We start from the raw sequence: 17,159 nt of genomic DNA, 5'->3' as shown, positions 1-17,159 counted from the left end.
CACCTGATTATTTCAGTTGAATATTATGTAGTTCACCATTAAATGCTTGGATTAAAGATTTCACGGTAGGCTCACTATGCAATAACTCTGAGGCGCGAACATACGCTTGCTCTTTACGTGCATTTAACAACACATAAGGCGTACGCTCACTCACATCGCCATACACCACATTAAAGCGTGTTGCTGGCCAAGCACTGTGTAATGCTTGCTCCAACAGGTGTTGCATTTGAGTCAGCAACTGTTCATATTTTTTAGGAATATGGAAGTTGCTCTCACCATCAATTGTGCCAATCATCACCCCATGTTGTGCTAACTCCTGTACAGCAGGTGACAAATCACTATGACGGAACCAGTATTCCCACTTATCGACTGTCCATTCACCTTGTAGGTCTTGTACAGGCAGTTTCAAAATATCCTGTGGCATAAGATGGCTAACAGATGCAGATGATACCGTGACTGAGTTTTGAGGTTGCTGTACTATTTCTTCCTGTACAAAACTTTCTACTACAGCTGCAACTGTCATGTCTTGTGCAAATAAACCAGCCTCTGCACCGTCTTGATCTGGCTCAGCTTGCGCTTCAGTTACAGGGCTATTTTTAATAACCGTTTCTAAGGGAGCAATAGATTCAAAGGCATAATCAGGTGTTAGATCTACAACTTGATCCCCCCCTGCCAAAGCATCTAAACCAAATAATGTTTCACCATTCGATAGATCAAAAATAATTTGATTTTGATCAGGTGACTGTATTTGATCTATTGGAGATGAATCGGCATTTTGCGTATGTGCTTCAGAGCTTATTTGAACATCGACTAGAACCTCAGACTCTAGCTGATGTTTTGTACCTTCAGGCTCTGGAGACAGCTCAAATTCAGCTTCATCTAAAAAATCATCTGATGAAGGCTCATTCACAGTTGCTTGCGATCTAAAGTCATCTTGCTCATCATCATATTCATCAGAGAAGAAACCATCAGAATTTAGCGCTTCGTTTGTTTCATCCTGCGTTGAAGGTATATCTGTTGCTAATGGTGATGCATTTACTTCCAGCTGACTGCTATGCGGTGTTAGCGCTTCGCTTACAGGTGCTGGTTCAACATGTGCAGCTGGTTGAGCTGTTTGTACTGGTGCTGATGCAGATATTTCACTCGGTTGCATTGGGCGGAAAGCAAGCAAACGTAGCACGGTCATTTCAAAACCCTGCTCTTGTGTCACTGCTAGCTGTAGATCAGCTCGACCTTTACAAGCAATTTGATAATATAATTGCAAATCTTGTGCTGTGACTTGCGCTGATAAACGCATAATTTTTTGGTTAATTTCAGCACTGTATTTTAAAGCTAAATCTGGCAAATACTGTAGTAATGCCAATTCATGCAGTGTCGAAATCAATTGATCCAGCACCATAGAAACATCAAGTGCTTGCTGGCGGAATTGCATTAACAACTGGCTAATCCGCGCTTGCTGATTTTGATGTATCGCTAAAATCAAATCATAAATAATCGTACGATCAATCAGACCCAACATGTCTTTGACATCTTGGTGATGAATAGCACCCTGCCCATAAGCAATTGCTTGGTCTGTCAATGACATCGCATCACGAAGTGAGCCTTGCGCAGACTCTGCAATTTGCCAAATCGCATCCTGCTCTGCTTCGATGCTTTCTTTGTGTAACACATCGGTTAAATGCTTTGTAATTTCATCTACAGCCAGCGGACGTAAGGTAAATTGCAAGCAACGCGAAATGACGGTAATTGGCAATTTTTGTGGATCTGTCGTCGCAAACAGGAATTTTACATGCTCAGGCGGTTCTTCCAGCGTTTTCAAAAGTGCGTTAAATGAATGCGTAGACAGCATGTGCACTTCGTCAATCAGATAAACCTTAAAGCGTCCTTGCGTAGGCGCATAAGGAACATTATCTAAAAGTTCACGTGTATCTTCTACTTTTGTACGCGATGCTGCATCAATTTCAATCAGGTCGATAAAACGCCCTTCATTGACAGACTTACAGGTCGCACAAACTTCACATGGCGTAGAAGTAATCCCTGTTTCACAGTTCAAGCATTTCGCTAAAATACGCGCAATTGTGGTTTTACCTACACCGCGAGTCCCTGTAAACAAATAGGCATGATGTAGGCGACCACGGTCTAAAGCGCTGGTTAATGCGCGTGAGACATGGTTTTGGCCAACCAGTTCATTAAAATTGCGTGGACGGTATTTTCGCGCAAGTACTTGATACATGTATGCTCCTTTTCACATGCATAAGGATACTGTTTTTTTGACGAAGAGTGAATGAAAACTCTTAATTTGCTAAGTCTTTGGCTACTATCCTTTCTACTTGATCAATTTTCAAAATAGTTATGACTTTATCGTCACCTGTAATGGCTTGGCGAAACACTATAATTTTATCTTGATATGCTTCAAGTAACTGTGCTTGTTGCGACCTTGATGAATTATCTTTGAAATATACTGTAGGTGCTTCACTTAAATAAGCAATTTTAATCTCTGCATTCAGAGCAGTAACCAATATCACCATTAATGCGAGTGTGATTCTTTTTGTGATCAAATCCAATGTATGATTAGTCACTAAGGCCATGCTCAACCCAAAAATGAAAAAAGCCCAGATATAGATTTGAATTGTAAATATAAAGCCAAAGTTTTCCAGCACCTTAAATATTAAATTCATCAACAAAACTGAAAAGACAGTATAGCCTCTTATAAAAGATTTCCTTTTCTTCGCAAGTAAATTCTTTATCTCTTGCTCATTATTTTTATAAAATATTTTCCGTTTTCGAAATAATGATTTTAATAAAATTTTATACAACCACTCAAAACATGCTGCACTAATAATCAACAGACATACTAAAAATAAAACTCTAAAAACCTCTACGAAATATACCGATGGTGAAAGTGTTGACATGATCCATAAAGCATCTAATGAATAATAAAAGTATGCATTAGAAAGTACAGACAATCCTACAGCGAACACTGAAAGCAAGGCAATTAAGTCTGAGACTGTTAACTCTTTTTTTAACATATTTACAATTTATAAGTGCTTATAGAGATGCGTTAAACTACCGCTCAAAATCCACTGTAGTCCACTATTTAATGTCATAAATCTGCCAGTTCTGTTCTTATATTTCATTTAAAGCCTCAGTCAGCTGATGTAGCTAACTGATTCAATCGATATTCAGCTTAAAATCATTTTTTAATCAGTACTTACTTTGGCTCAATATGTAGATTTAGGCACGTTCAAGTAAAAAGTTATCTTGCACATCATAAGGTTGCGCGGTGTCATTCTTCAAAATTTCTAACTGTTTATTTGCTAAATTAACATATAGCAAATTACGACTTTCTACATTCACCAGCTCTAATTTGGTCTTTTCTGGATTATGAAATTTCATCGCGCCATGTAGTAAAGCCGGCTGATCATTTCCACTCATGCTTTGACGATCTAAGGTATAGGTCATATCAGTATTTAAAGTCAGTTTAACCGCCATTCCCTCACAATCTTCACACAATGCGCTACAACTCATGCATGGCGTATGCCCGCTATAACTACCAACCCAAGCTGGGACGATTTGTTTCACTTGCACAGCCTCTGTTTGCTTTACAGTCGTCTCGGAGGCACGCTCACAACCCACCAAACCAGTCACAGTCAAACTAGAAAGAGAAACTAAGGGAATTAAGATCGACTTATTCATGTGTTGCCTGCCTGTCATACATTCGGCGGGAAAAATAGCACAAACAAACCGATACGTCGTCCATTAATGTACAGCATGTGCAATTAAAGCCAGCCTTTCCGCCCTTTTAGCACACGGTCTGCACAGCGGAGTGTTTCCTGCGTCAACGCCCATAAACGGTAATCCCCCGTCAGTGAGCCTGTTGGAAAGTTATGTGTATATGCAAAGCTTAAATCACGCTCTGGGTCACACCATGCACCTGAGCCATTAAAACCAATATGACCAAAACCATTGGATGATTTTCCTAAACTCAGTACTCGGTGATAGCCCAGTCGCCAATGCATCGGCAATGGCATAATTCGGTCACGCTTTTTACTCTGGATTGTACTCAGGACTCGATACACTTCTGGTTTAATCAACTTTTGACCATTCCACACACCATTATTTGCTAGCATGGCATATATCTTAGCCAAACTTCCCGCTGTAAAAGCACCATTGGCTGCCGGTATGACGGCCTGCATTCCCTCATCACTAAAAAAACTAAAGTGCTTCATGCCTTTAGGGATCATTGCATCCTGAAAATCTTGCGGGTTCTGGCCACTCAGCTCAATCAGCTTATCCATCGGTGATGCCTTACGCTGTTTCGAATGATCTGAAGATTGTTGCTGCTTCGCTGCATTTGAACGCGGCGCTTTGGGCAATGGACGAGCTGCACGTTCAAGCTGATCCTGCGGTACACCAAAATACGCGCCATCCAAAGCCAAAGGCCCAACCAAATACTGCTGCATTAACTCAGATAAACTTCGCTTGGCCGCTTTTTCCAATACACCGCCCACCAGCCAGCCAAAGGTCAGAGGCTGATATGCCATGTCTTCACCTAAGCCAAAACGCGGCGTCATGTTTTCCATCACTTGGAGCATGTGCTGCCAGTCCGCCATTTCAACGGCCTGATCAATATTATTACGGATGTCATATAAACCACTTTGATGACTCAAGATATGTCTAAGCGTTATACGAGCTTTACCATGTTGTGCAAATTCAGTCCAATAATTAGCAATTGGTACGTCATAGTCAATAAAGCCTTCACTGACCAAAATATGCGCCAAGGTAGCGAGCACACCTTTACCCGTGGAATAGCAGATTGAAAGTGTATCAGGCTGCCATTTTTCATCTGCCGATTTTTGACCTGTAAAAATATCCAGTACTTTACGCCCCTTAAAATAGACGCATAGCGCAGCGCCACCTTGCGTGCTACGCGCATCCTGTAAGCGACTAAACAGCTTTGCTACATCTTGAAAAGATGCATCAGCTTCACCTGAATAATGATCAGTACTTGCAAATAAAACTTCTTTGAGCTGGTTCATATCCTTTGAACTCCAATGCTATAAGGCATAAATGATATGACATATTTTCGGACAGAAAAAAAGCCTGATGCAATGAAGACATCAGGCTTTTTTGGCTTATAGCGCTGTGACTGTACCCGTCACATGCGGTTTTTTATTTTTTGCACTACGAATCATAAAGTCTGTTTCAGATGAATTCACCGCAGTTAAAAATTCTACTTTTGACGGCAGGTACATCGGCAGTTTAAACCAAACATCTGCATCATACGCATCTGGCAGGCTTAAATTCGCCAATGCTTTCGCTTTGCTCCACATACCATGTGCAATGGCTTGTTTAAAGCCAAATGCTTTTGCTGTAACAGCATGAATATGAATCAGGTTAAAATCACCAGAGGTAATTGCATAACGACGTCCTGTATTTTCAGAAACCCCCCACTCCGCAACCAGCTGATAGTTTGGTGTTTTGCTCTCAGCCGTTTTTGCTGCAGCTTTTACATCGGTTTTTTGACGCGCTAAATAAGTGGTCAGCGACTCTACAACAACATCATTACCTACTTTTGCAGTGGTAATAAAGTCAAACTGTACGCCTTTATCATGCGGCTTTAATTCGCCAAACTTGCAAGACAGGCTTAGCTGTTCATTTACACCGACTTTACGGGTTTGCTTCACTTGGTTACGAATGTGCACCAAGCCTAAAATTGCAAATGGAAATGCTTCGGTAGTCATCATGTGCATTTGCAGGCTTTGCGACAGCACCGCCAAGTAAATTGCAGGAATATAGCCGTTGTTTTTAAAACCGCAAACTTCGTTATACGCTTTTAAGTGTTTTGCATCGACTTGAAATGAATCCACCACATATTCAACTTGCGGCAGCACTTTTTCACCTTTCGGCTTTTTAAAAATCAAGCCTTGGATGACTTTTGGATAAGCCAAATAAGGTTTTGGAAGTTGACTAAAATGGCGAGTATTCATACTGAACCTTTGAGAAGTTTTTATTTCAATGTCTTAAAAGCCCCTTCTCCCTCTGGGAGAAGGCTGGGATGAGGGTAGCCTCATGTCCCTTTATAGTAAATTTTACCTCTCCCTAGCCCTCTCCTTAAAGGAGAGGGAATTTTAAGAGGGATGCATTAAGCCCCTAACAGGCTTTGACCGCAAACACGTACTACGTTGCCATTTAGACCTGTAGATGCAGTTGAAGCAAACAATGCAATCGTCTCTGCAACATCGACTGGCAAACCGCCTTGACTCATCGAGTTCATACGGCGACCCGCTTCACGGATTGCAAATGGAATAGCAGCGGTCATTTGCGTTTCAATGAAACCTGGCGCAACGGCATTAATGGTCACACCATTAGTTAGTGTAGGTGCTGTAAATTTAACCACACCAATTACACCTGCTTTAGAAGCAGCATAGTTAGTTTGACCCAAATTACCTGCGATGCCTGAAATAGACGATACACAAACAATACGGCCATTCGCATTAAAACCGTCATTCGCTAACAAATAGTCATTCACACGTTCAATGGCAGACAAGTTGATGTTAATTACCAAGTCCCAAAGCTCAGGCTTCATATTTGCCAAAGTTTTGTCACGTGTAATACCTGCGTTATGCACAATAATATCTAAACCGCCTTGCGCAGCTGCCGCAGCTTTAATTTTTTCACCAGCATCGCCTGCTGTAATGTCAATCGCAAGCGTTGAACCGCCAATTGCACCAGCTACACGGTCAAGGTCAGCTTGCTGCTGCGGAACGTCTAAACAAATCACATGCGCGCCATCACGAGAAAGCACATGCGCAATCGCTTCACCAATACCGCGGCTTGCACCTGTCACTACAGCAGTCTTACCTGCAAGCGGCTTAGTCCAGTCAATATCTACTGTGTCTGCTTTCGACACGCGGATCACTTGACCTGAAACATAAGCTGAACGCGGTGAAATTGCGAAACGAAGCGCAGACTCAAGGTTCGCTTCAGCGCCTGCATCTACATAGACAAGATTAGCCGCAATGCCTTTTTTAAATTCTTTACCTACAGATTTCACAAAACCTTCGAGCGCACGCTGAGCAATAGCCTGTTTTGCAGTTTTTGCAGTTTCTGGTGTTGTACCAACAACTACAACACGGCCAGATGCTTGAACCTGACGTGCAATAGGGTTAAAGAATGCATATAGCTCATGAAGCTGCTCTGAGTTTTCAATGCCTGATGCATCAAAAACAACAACTTTAAATTTAGATTCTTTGTCGCCTTCATTAAATGCGCTTAAGTTCAAACCTGCTTTTGCTGCAGCTTGCTGCAATTCAGTATTGTTGCCTGCATAGCCATTTGCATGCACATTTGCCAAAACTTGAGCAATAGAACCAGCCAAGGTGCTGTTTGGCGCAGCGCCAACTAAAATTGCGCCTTTCACCACAGGAGAAGCAGATTCAAAACGCTCTAGGAAAGTCGGTGCTGGCAATCCTAAATTTTTAATGACAAATTTACCAATTGGAGATTTTGAAAATGCTTGGTATTGGTCAGTCATGTTTGTATCTCTCGAATAAATTAATTTTTTGATGGCTTTGAAGATATCCTTTAAACTTCAATATGATGTTATTGGCCTTATATTTCAATAGATCCACCAGTTTCCATTGAATCATACTTGAGTTAATGCTGATATGACTTGACCTGAATGTATTCGGCACTGTCATTCTAGTCAATTCAGCACTGCTGAGTTTATGATAATGTAGCCTTCAGAAACACTTTTACATGCTTGGAAAAGCCTTATGAGCAAGACTACTCAAGAAAATCCAGCAGTCGAAACTTCTGCTGAACAAGATGTGTCAAAACCATCAAAAACCGCATCTAGCCGCACCGCTCGAAAAACCAGTACAACGGCCAAATCAGCAGCAAGCGCTAAACCTGCCAGCACACGCTCAGCAGCGCCGCGTAGCAGCAGTAAAAGTACAGCGTCTAAAACTACAGCTTCAAAACAAACAACTCAAACTTCTGTTCAACAGGAAAAACACATGAGCCAAAATACAGTTCGCCGCGTAGCAATCATTGGCGGTAACCGCATTCCATTTGCACGTTCAAATGGCGCTTTTTTCACAGCTTCTAACACTGACATGTTTACAGCTGCTTTAAATGGCTTGGTTGAACGTTTCAACCTGCAAGGTCAACGCTTAGGCGAAGTTGTTGCAGGCGCAGTGTTAAAACACAGCCGTGACTTTAACATGACACGTGAATGCGTGTTAAATACTGAACTTGCTCCAGAAACACCTGCTTACGATATTCAGCAAGCATGCGGTACTGGCTTGCAAGCTGCATTCCTTGTAGCAAACAAAATTGCTTTAGGTCAAATTGACGTTGGCGTTGCTGGCGGTGTAGATACAACATCTGATGCGCCAATCGCATTTGGTGATGGCTTACGTAAAGCATTGCTTGAATTAAACATTGCAAAAACGGGTAAAGACCGCCTGAAAGCATTAACTAAAATTAATGTCAAAGATTTGATGGATGCACCTAAGAATGGTGAGCCGCGTACTGGCCTTTCTATGGGTGACCACCAAGCGATTACAGCGCTTGAATGGGGTATTCCACGCGAAGCTCAAGATGAACTTGCTGCGACTTCTCATCAAAAAATGGCGAAAGCATACGAAGAAGGTTTCTTCGATGACTTGATCACGCCTTTCCTAGGCTTAGACCGTGACAACAACTTGCGCCCAGATTCATCTGTAGAAAAACTTGCGAAACTTAAGCCAGTATTCGGTAAAGGTGACGGCCGTACAATGACTGCGGGTAACTCTACGCCACTTACTGACGGCGCATCTTGTGTGCTTTTAGCTTCTGAAGAATGGGCTAAAGCAAATGGTCACGAAGTATTAGCTTACTTAACTTTCCAAGAAACTGCTGCTGTAGATTTTGTTGGCAAGAAAGAAGGCCTATTGATGGCGCCTGCTTATGCAGTACCGCGTATGCTTGAGCGTGCTGGCATTAGCCTTCAAGATTTCGACTACTATGAAATTCATGAAGCTTTTGCATCTCAAGTATTGTCTACGCTTAAAGCGTGGGAAGATCCTAAATTCTGTAAAGAACGTTTAGGCCTAGATGCGCCATTAGGTTCAATTGACCGCACTAAATTAAACGTTAAAGGTTCTTCACTTGCTGCAGGCCATCCATTTGCTGCAACTGGCGGACGTATTTTAGCTACTGCTGCAAAACTGCTGAATGAAAAAGGTTCAGGTCGCGTATTAATCTCGATCTGTGCTGCTGGCGGTCAAGGCGTCACAGCAATTGTTGAAAAATAATTATTGAGACCACAAAAAAAGCACCTCAATTGAGGTGCTTTTTTATTGCTACGCTAATACTTCACTATTTTTTACTATTCCTTACGAAGATCTATGCGCGGGCTGATAGCCTAATTGGGCTTCAATGTAGTCATAACACCATTGGAAAATAAAGGTATAAACCAAAATACACATTGTAAGTACTAAATCAGTGATAAAGGCTTGGGCTAAAGACATATTCAGCGCATACGCCACCATAGGGATAGTCGCAAGCATTAAGCCACCTTCAAACCCAATTGCGTGTAAAACACGGACACCTACTGTTCTTTTCAGTTTACGTTTTGCTTCAAATTTTTCAAAAAAATGGTTAAAAATCATATTCCAAATCACCGACGTTACAGCCATGGCAATACCCAAAGTGCCTGTAACTTCCATTGGCATTTTAAAAATAAAACTCAGCGCAATTGCAATGATCACCAATAGAATAATTTCATAGCTCAGCGCATGAACAATCCTTCTTTTGAAAATCAACATTTTCAACTACTCAACTTGTTTGTTTAAGATGAGCCTATTTTATTTGTATATTTTTGATTGATCGAGTTAGCTTCTTTCAATTTATTTGATAGATTAACTTTAATCTAGCTTCACAAGAGATTCGTATGAATCTGAACCAAGAACAATTGATTATTTTTAAAAAAGTCATGGAAACAGGTTCTTTTTCTGCCGCTGCGCGTGCTTTAGGAAAAGTACCATCTGCTGTCAGCATGTCCATTGCCAACTTAGAAATTGATTTAAATCTGCAGCTGTTTGAACGTATTGGCCGTGAGCCAGTCCCTACTTCACATGCAAAAATATTATATGAAAAAGCTGAACAGCTACTCATCGAAATGAATCAATGGAAACAGCTTGCACGGTCGCTCAGCACGGGACTTGAATCTGAATTGAATATTGTGGTTGTATCTGAGTTACTGCACACCCGCTGGACGGATTATATTGCTGCCCTGGAAGCCCAATTTCCCACAGTGCAAATTAATATCTTTACAGCCCCCCAAGAAGATGCACAAAAAATGCTGATTAATGGTACAGCTCAATTTGCATTGATGTTTGAACGTGAACAACTGGAAAGCAATGAACAGTTCATTGAACTTAAACAACAAGCCTTGATTCCTGTGGCAGCAAAGAGCTACGCCCTTGCGCAATTTACACAGCAAAGTTTTGAACAAATTTTACAAAGTAGACAAATTGTCGTTGCCAGTCGTGACCGCAATATTCGGCCTGAACTCTTATTTTCAAAAAATTACTGGCGTACAGACAACCATCACTCAGCCTGTGCCATGATTTTACAAAACCTTGGCTGGGGAGTTTTACCTGTTGAAATGCTAGATGAAAATCCATTTCTAAAAAAACAACTGAAGGTTTTAAACTTTTCAGATTTCACCCCAAAGTTTGAGTATTTTGTAGATTTAGTATGGAATAGAGAAAGCCTTCAGGGCACGGCTGCACGTTTTTTAATAGATTATGTAAAAAAACTGCGTAAAAATACCGTTTAAATGTCTTAAAAATAGCCACAGGCACTTTTGCTGTACAGTCTTTATGATATAACTAAATCAAGGGCAATAACTTTAAGAACTAGATTTAAATGACACATTCAGCTTTAACTCAATTAAAAAATTTAACAACGATCGTTGCAGACAGCAGTGACTTAACTGCGATTGAAAAATTCCGTCCACTGGATGCAACAACTAATCCTTCTTTAATTACTGCGGCCGCAAACCAACCTGAAAATATGGCTTTAATTGAGGCGGCTTATCTGCAGGCACAGCAAGAAGGTTTACAGCATGATGCTTTGATTGAGCGTACTATTGATATTTTAACGGTAAAATTTGGCGCGGAAATTTTAAAGCTGGTCGAAGGTCGCGTATCAACAGAAGTTGATGCAGCGCTGTCTTATGACACTGAAGCTACAATTTCAAAAGCTAAAGAGTTGTTGGCACTTTATGCACAGTACGGTGTAGACCAAAACCGTATTTTGATTAAAATTGCATCTACATGGGAAGGCATACAAGCAGCCAAAGTATTAGAAGCTGAAGGCATTCACTGCAACCTGACGCTGTTATTCGGCTTACACCAAGCTCAAGCCTGTGCAGATGCAAAGGTTACGCTTATTTCGCCTTTTGTAGGTCGTATTTTAGACTGGTACAAAAAAGCAGAAAATGTGGACAGCTATCCGATTGAAAAAGATCCTGGCGTATTGTCTGTAAAACAAATCTACCACTACTATAAACAGCATGGCATCCGCACTGAAATTATGGGGGCAAGCTTCCGTAGCGTCGATCAAGTGCTAGGCTTAGCTGGATGTGATTTACTGACCGTCTCTCCGAACCTATTAGATGCATTAGCGCAAGATCAACGTACGGTAGAAGCGCAACTTTCTGCAGATCATACACATCCACACACTGAACACCCAATCAGTCCGCTCACAGAAACTGGATTTAAAGCACAGCTGGAAAAAGACTTAATGTCATTCCAATTACTGCAAGGTGGTATTGATGGATTTATTAAAGCACGCGAACAGCTGAGTCAGTTGTTACGCCAAGCTTTTGGTGAATCACAAGAAATTAAAGCTTAATTCTCTGCTTTACGCATAGAAGCTTTTATAAATCAGGTGAATTTTCCAATTTATCTACATATCTTGTCCACTCTAAAACTGATGTTGTTATACTGACGGCATCAGTTTTTTATTGGCAAAATCACGTGTTTGGCATTACAGACTTAACGACCTTTATTATTGGCACAACATTGATTGTGTTACTTCCGGGTCCAAATTCCATCTATGTAATGACCATCGCTTCACGCTACGGTATTCGCGCTGGCTATAAAGGTGCTTTTGGTGTTTATAGTGGCGATTTAATTCTGATTATTTTAACGGCTTTAGGTGCAGCATCTTTACTGCATGCATTTCCTTGGCTGTTTATTTTATTAAAAATTGTGGGCGCTGCATATCTAAGCTACTTAGGCATTAAGCTTTTAAAGGCTGCCTATGACACTTGGCGCACTTCCGATGCACCTCAAGCTGTACAGCAAAAAGAAGATCTTTCGTCATTAAAGCCCTTCCGAACTGCGCTCACCATCAGCGTTTTAAATCCCAAAGCAATTTTGTTTTATCTGTCTTTTTTCGTACAGTTTGCAGATCCCAATTACCCGTACCCTGCTTTAACATTCATTATGTTAGCTATCGTGCTGCAAATCATTAGCATGAGCTATTTAACTATTTTAATTTTTTCAGGCGCAAAATTGGCGTCTTACTTTACTGCACGTAAACGCTTAACTGCCAGCTGTGTTGCAAGTGTGGGAATTTTATTTTGCGGTTTTGGGCTGAAATTGGCATTTTCATCACTCTAAACACTGAAGCCATAGTGAAGATAAATTAGGGATCTTTTAACAACAACAATCATTTGTCCCTAACTGAAATTATGGCGCATTGTGGTAAGTACGGCGCATCATCTCCAACTCTAAACGCTGTGTTTCATCTGGATCATCTACCCCTGTAAACATAGTCAGCCAAAGACCGTCAGCCGCACAGCGTAAAAGTTGCAACTCAATGCCACTGTCTGTCTCTGCATGTAAAACCAAACGTCCATTTAACCATTCAATCCATTGTGCATTAAAAGCCTGATCCGTCAGCATGACCATAGAAATAGCCGTCCATAAACTGCCAATTTCCTGCACATCACGCTGTAAGGTAAAATGAATAAAAGCACGGGTAAACCGTCCATAAGGCTCAGGATCGCGTGCCATATACTCATCAAAAGCCTGATCAAGTCTTTGTAGCACAGTACTGACGACTGCACGTATTAAAGCGGGTTTATTCGGAAAATGATGTAGCAACCCACCTTTCGTCACACCCGATAAATCAGCCACAGCTTGCAAAGAAACACCAGATAAACCTTTATCTGCTGTCAGCTGAATAGCCACATCTAAAATACGTTGTCGGACTCGCTCAGGTTCTTTTTTCCGCTTGTAAGGATTATCCATTAATGCCCCGTTGAATTTGAAAATAAGTTAATCACCAATACGCCTGAAACAATCAGTGCGATACCCAGCATTGCAGGCAAGTCCAAATTTTGTTTAAAAATAAAATAGCCCACTGCTGCAGTTAAAATAATACCCACACCCGCCCAAATGGCATAAGCAATGCCCAATGGAATAACCTTAATTACTTGTGACAGTAAATAAAATGCAATACAAAACAGCACAACAACAGCTATCGATGGCCAAAACTTTGTAAAGCCCTCAGATTTTACCAAAAAAGTAGAATCTGTGACCTCAGTAATAATGGCTAAGGCCAGCATGGCATAAGCCATATAAATCGGATTCATTGTATATACACTCACCAAAACATACCGTATGGTCGGTATGTTATAGTTTTATAAAAAGAATGCAAGCCCATACGTGTAACTGTGAATCACGACTTCGTGTAAAGATAGCTACTTTAATGTGGTTTCTAAATGATCTTCAGGCGCATATTGCGCTAAAAATTCAAAGGTTTTTTGTAAAGTTTGTTGGCTCGCTTTTTTACCCATCATAAATTGATATTCATGAACCAATAATTCTTTGCTCTCAGGGTAAAAAACTTCAGTTACGGGTACATTGACCTGTTTTAAACTTTGCACAAATGGCATGGATTGACTTTGGGTTAAAAAGTCCTTATTCCCACCGCTAATAAAGACTGGTGGATAAGTTGCGCTCAAATGCTGACGCGGGGAAATACTGGCTAAGAAATCCATATCCTGCATTCGATCCCCTGTATAAGCTTGTACTAAATTGACAATCCCCCATTCTAATAATTTAATTTCTTCTGGGGCCATGTGTACAAAATCACTTAAATCATAAATGCCACAATGCAAAATCAGACCTTTTAAATCTGTTTGTTCTAAAACGGGTTGAAAGTTTTGAGATTGTGCATACCCAGGATTACTCACAAAACTGGCGTAGTGGCTAGCCATGTTTGCCCCAGCCGAATCTCCAGCTAAAAAGATCTGTTGTGCATTTAAATGGTATTGAGTCGCATGCTTTTGAATATAAGCAATCGCTTGGTTTATTTGATGTAACTGTGTGGGATAAATTGCTTCAGGTGCAAATTGATATTGTACAGACACCACGTTATAACCAGCATCTGCAAGACGTTTAAAATAGCCACGTGCATGTTCTTTATCGCCAGAAATCCAACCGCCGCCATGTATCCAAACAATAACAGGTCGAGGTACTAATTGCGCCACATAAGTAGGTTGATATAAATCAAGTCTAAGCTCTGGCGTTTGCATATAAGGAATATTGTTATATACCTTGATATGTTGAGGTGCGTGTCGATCAATGAATTTTTTTTGGATTTGGGTCGATGCATTAAATACACCTGCAATCACACGGCTATTGGACTTTGTTGATTGACATGCAGATAACTGTAACATCAGTAAAACACTTAAAATCGTCATCCCTGTTTTATGCATGATTTCGCTCACAACAAATAATACCAAACACAAATTATACCTTTAAATACAGAATAATTAATCTGGATCGCAAAACAGAAAAAACTAGTCAAAAGCTGAGCATTTTACTGTGAATTATTTGCCAATCAATTGGCATTTAATTAACTTAATTATATAAAATTAAATATTATTTTCCATTTAAAATTGAACCTTTACACGCAATATGCTATGTATAAAGAATACACTGATAAAGATAAATACTGGAGTTTTTCTCATGGCTTATCAACAAATTTTAGTCCCTGTAGATGGTTCAAAAATCTCTCTTTCTGCTGTTAAAAAAGCAGCTCAACTTGCTATTGCTTTCAATAGTAAATTAACGCTGATTAGCTTGGTTGCAGAAGATCCATTTACTGATGCTGACTTCTACTACTCAACTGCCATCATGCGTGATTACTTTGTGCAAGCCTATGAAAATGCCGAAAAAGCATTGCTTGAAGCATCTCAAATTGCAAAAGATCTTGGCGTAGATGCATCAACAGAAGTGGTAAAAGGTCTTGTTTCTGCCGAAGGCGTAGTGGCAACTGCCGAACAATACAAAGCCGATCTGATTGTAATGGGTTCACATGGCCGTAAAGGCTTCCAAAAAATCCTGCTCGGTAGTTTCGCACAAGATGTATTAAGTAATACTGAATTACCTGTACTGATTGTAAAATCTTAAAACTCACTACGACCCCAATGAGTCACCGTTTTAAGCGATTTACAACAACACAAAAATCACACGTTTTTTTATGAATGCATCACCATAATAATGTGATGACTTAAGGAGTCTAACATGAGCGCATATTCACACATTCTTGTTGCTTTAGATGAATCCCCTATGGCTTATGCTGCTGTAGAACAAGCCTTAAGCTTGGCACAAGACCTAAAAAGTCAAGTCACTATCATGAGCGTGATTGCAATTGATCCCTTTGTTGGTGTCGATTTTTATAAAGTTGCCCCAGCAATTACGGACTACTTTATGCAAGCAGAAAAGAATGCCAAAGAGCGCCTAGAAGATGTAAAACAATCTTTTGTTCGTGATGGCCTCAGTGTGAATATCAAACTTATTCATGGGGTATCTCCTTCACAAGGTATTATTCAAGTGGCTGATGAAGTCAATGCAGACTTAATTATTATGGGGTCTCATGGTCGCAGAGGTATTCAAAAAGTTATGCTCGGCAGTGTGGCTCAAAATGTTCTGACCCAATCACCAATTCCTGTACTAATTGTCAAAGTCTAAATTCAAGCAAAAAATATAATTAAAAAAAGCCCAATCCTTTTCGATTGGGCTTTTTACATCTCAATAACAGCATAAAATTTAAAGCTTTACTCGTGCCAATGTAGAAAATGCTTTTTTAGAATCTAGTGACTTACAATAATCCTATCCCGCAGATTAATTTATTGCGGTTCATTCCAATCAAAGTTTTATTCATTTTTTGACCAAACTACAATTTATTCATTGCTTTTAATAACTACGGTATTGGCCATTTTGTCATGCCAACCTTGTTTCTTTTGATCAAATGCAACCCAAATTAAACCCAACCCAAATACCAATGATGAAGGGAAATAGCCCAAATAACGTATCAACGATTGTAAGGGTTTTATTTTGTCACCTGTGGTGGCATCTACAATTTTAAGCCCCAAAAGAATTTTCCCAGGCGATGCCGACCAAATGTGCCAGACCAATAAAGTTAAAATAAAAGGTAAAATATAATTAATCGTGACATCAAACCATAATACGGATAATTGCTCAGAACGTCCCGTATCTAAAATTAAATCCCAATCCCCTTGGTAAAACCAAAAAAGAAGAAACAACATGATAATCAATAAAATAAAGGAATCGATAATACACGCGCCTGTACGGATCCAAAATCCTGCATATTGAGAAGGTTCCTGAAGCATGTGAATTTTCCTTGTTTTTTGTTTTATTCACTTACTATAAAGCAGTCTACTTACAGACTAAATTGTAATTTTGTATAAAAAAATCCTTCTATTGAAGGATTTTTAATATCACTTGAAATTTGAATTAACTCATAGCTTTATGCAAATGTTGCAAAAATACTTCTGCCTCTAAGCCAGTATCAAAATGCTTTTCGAATACTGCATTTTTTTGCACGCTGTTTGGGGTGTACTCTGTTGCAACGGTAAAACCGCCACTTTGACTCTTAGAAATTCGCACTGCAATAATATGTTGGGTATTTAAATAAAAGCCATCTTCAACTTTAACTAACATAACAGCCTCAAAATTTCGCTCACACTAACTGAGTCTCATCAACTCTTTCACTTGATACATTTATTACAGTCAGACACTATAAAATGTAATGTATTTAAATAATTGTACTCCTAAAATGTG

18 protein-coding genes are annotated in these 17,159 nt (G+C 40.0%); 6 read left to right on the top strand and 12 right to left on the bottom strand.

Going from position 1 to position 17,159, the window contains the following annotated elements:
* Nucleotides 1-7: 7 nt before the first annotated feature.
* The 6 genes from dnaX to C9E88_RS06965 all read right to left on the bottom strand — a co-directional run bounded on the left by dnaX (nt 8) and on the right by C9E88_RS06965 (nt 7,537).
* Nucleotides 8-2,233, bottom strand: a complete 2,226-nt coding sequence (gene dnaX / locus C9E88_RS06990; protein ID WP_106984908.1) for a DNA polymerase III subunit gamma/tau — start codon at nt 2,231-2,233, stop codon at nt 8-10.
* A 61-nt stretch (nt 2,234-2,294) separates the two neighbouring features.
* On the bottom strand, nt 2,295-3,029 hold the full coding sequence (locus C9E88_RS06985; RefSeq protein ID WP_106984909.1) for a hypothetical protein: 735 nt from the start codon (nt 3,027-3,029) through the stop codon (nt 2,295-2,297).
* 205 nt (nt 3,030-3,234) lie between these two features.
* Complete coding sequence (locus C9E88_RS06980; RefSeq protein ID WP_106984910.1) at nt 3,235-3,696, bottom strand: copper resistance protein NlpE N-terminal domain-containing protein; 462 nt, start codon at nt 3,694-3,696, stop codon at nt 3,235-3,237.
* An 83-nt stretch (nt 3,697-3,779) separates the two neighbouring features.
* Entirely contained in the window at nt 3,780-5,039 is a 1,260-nt protein-coding gene (locus tag C9E88_RS06975; RefSeq protein WP_106984911.1) for a serine hydrolase domain-containing protein, read from the bottom strand.
* 96 nt (nt 5,040-5,135) lie between these two features.
* The gene (locus tag C9E88_RS06970; protein ID WP_106984912.1) at nt 5,136-5,990 is read right to left on the bottom strand and encodes a MaoC family dehydratase; all 855 of its coding nucleotides are present in this window, start codon (nt 5,988-5,990) and stop codon (nt 5,136-5,138) included.
* A 155-nt stretch (nt 5,991-6,145) separates the two neighbouring features.
* Nucleotides 6,146-7,537, bottom strand: coding sequence for a 3-oxoacyl-ACP reductase (locus tag C9E88_RS06965; protein ID WP_106984913.1), 1,392 nt, complete (start codon nt 7,535-7,537; stop codon nt 6,146-6,148).
* Nucleotides 7,538-7,778: 241 nt separating this feature from the next.
* Here C9E88_RS06965 and C9E88_RS06960 point away from each other — a divergent pair, with 241 nt between their 5' ends.
* The gene (locus C9E88_RS06960) at nt 7,779-9,302 is read left to right on the top strand and encodes an acetyl-CoA C-acetyltransferase (RefSeq protein ID WP_106984914.1); all 1,524 of its coding nucleotides are present in this window, start codon (nt 7,779-7,781) and stop codon (nt 9,300-9,302) included.
* 81 nt (nt 9,303-9,383) lie between these two features.
* On the opposite strand, the gene aceI is transcribed toward C9E88_RS06960, so the two are convergent.
* Nucleotides 9,384-9,815, bottom strand: a complete 432-nt coding sequence (gene aceI / locus C9E88_RS06955) for a chlorhexidine efflux PACE transporter AceI (RefSeq protein ID WP_106984915.1) — start codon at nt 9,813-9,815, stop codon at nt 9,384-9,386.
* 125 nt (nt 9,816-9,940) lie between these two features.
* Between aceI and aceR the strand changes: the two genes are divergently transcribed.
* The 3 genes from aceR (at nt 9,941) to leuE (ending at nt 12,683) form a co-directional block, all read left to right on the top strand.
* Entirely contained in the window at nt 9,941-10,831 is an 891-nt protein-coding gene (gene aceR / locus C9E88_RS06950) for an HTH-type transcriptional regulator AceR (RefSeq protein WP_106984916.1), read from the top strand.
* A gap of 89 nt (nt 10,832-10,920) precedes the next feature.
* Complete coding sequence (gene tal / locus C9E88_RS06945; RefSeq protein ID WP_106984917.1) at nt 10,921-11,910, top strand: transaldolase; 990 nt, start codon at nt 10,921-10,923, stop codon at nt 11,908-11,910.
* A 125-nt stretch (nt 11,911-12,035) separates the two neighbouring features.
* Nucleotides 12,036-12,683 carry a leucine efflux protein LeuE gene (gene leuE / locus C9E88_RS06940; protein ID WP_106984918.1) on the top strand — a complete coding sequence of 216 codons (648 nt, stop codon included), beginning with the start codon at nt 12,036-12,038 and terminating at the stop codon, nt 12,681-12,683.
* 69 nt (nt 12,684-12,752) lie between these two features.
* Here leuE and C9E88_RS06935 read toward each other — a convergent pair whose 3' ends face one another.
* From C9E88_RS06935 to C9E88_RS06925, 3 genes are all read right to left on the bottom strand, one after another.
* On the bottom strand, nt 12,753-13,316 hold the full coding sequence (locus C9E88_RS06935) for a TetR/AcrR family transcriptional regulator (RefSeq protein WP_106984919.1): 564 nt from the start codon (nt 13,314-13,316) through the stop codon (nt 12,753-12,755).
* The gene (locus C9E88_RS06930; protein WP_106984920.1) at nt 13,316-13,660 is read right to left on the bottom strand and encodes an SMR family transporter; all 345 of its coding nucleotides are present in this window, start codon (nt 13,658-13,660) and stop codon (nt 13,316-13,318) included. The genes C9E88_RS06935 and C9E88_RS06930 overlap by 1 nt, the downstream gene beginning before the upstream one ends.
* Nucleotides 13,661-13,768: 108 nt before the next feature.
* Nucleotides 13,769-14,788, bottom strand: a complete 1,020-nt coding sequence (locus tag C9E88_RS06925; RefSeq protein WP_425267152.1) for an alpha/beta hydrolase — start codon at nt 14,786-14,788, stop codon at nt 13,769-13,771.
* A gap of 253 nt (nt 14,789-15,041) precedes the next feature.
* Here C9E88_RS06925 and C9E88_RS06920 point away from each other — a divergent pair, with 253 nt between their 5' ends.
* Nucleotides 15,042-15,485: a universal stress protein gene (locus C9E88_RS06920; protein ID WP_106984921.1), complete on the top strand. Its 444-nt coding sequence runs from the start codon at nt 15,042-15,044 to the stop codon at nt 15,483-15,485.
* A 114-nt stretch (nt 15,486-15,599) separates the two neighbouring features.
* The gene (locus C9E88_RS06915) at nt 15,600-16,046 is read left to right on the top strand and encodes a universal stress protein (protein WP_106984922.1); all 447 of its coding nucleotides are present in this window, start codon (nt 15,600-15,602) and stop codon (nt 16,044-16,046) included.
* A 212-nt stretch (nt 16,047-16,258) separates the two neighbouring features.
* Here the strand turns inward: C9E88_RS06915 and C9E88_RS06910 are convergent, their stop codons facing one another.
* The gene (locus tag C9E88_RS06910) at nt 16,259-16,708 is read right to left on the bottom strand and encodes an RDD family protein (protein ID WP_106984923.1); all 450 of its coding nucleotides are present in this window, start codon (nt 16,706-16,708) and stop codon (nt 16,259-16,261) included.
* A gap of 124 nt (nt 16,709-16,832) precedes the next feature.
* A complete protein-coding gene (locus C9E88_RS06905) occupies nt 16,833-17,039 on the bottom strand; it encodes a hypothetical protein (RefSeq protein ID WP_106984924.1) in 207 nt (68 codons plus the stop codon).
* Nucleotides 17,040-17,159 lie beyond the last annotated feature (120 nt).

This window comes from Acinetobacter cumulans, from assembly GCF_003024525.3.
GTDB lineage: Bacteria > Pseudomonadota > Gammaproteobacteria > Pseudomonadales > Moraxellaceae > Acinetobacter > Acinetobacter cumulans.
Note: the sequence above shows the minus strand (reverse complement) of the source record. Positions and strands in the feature narration are given on the sequence as shown.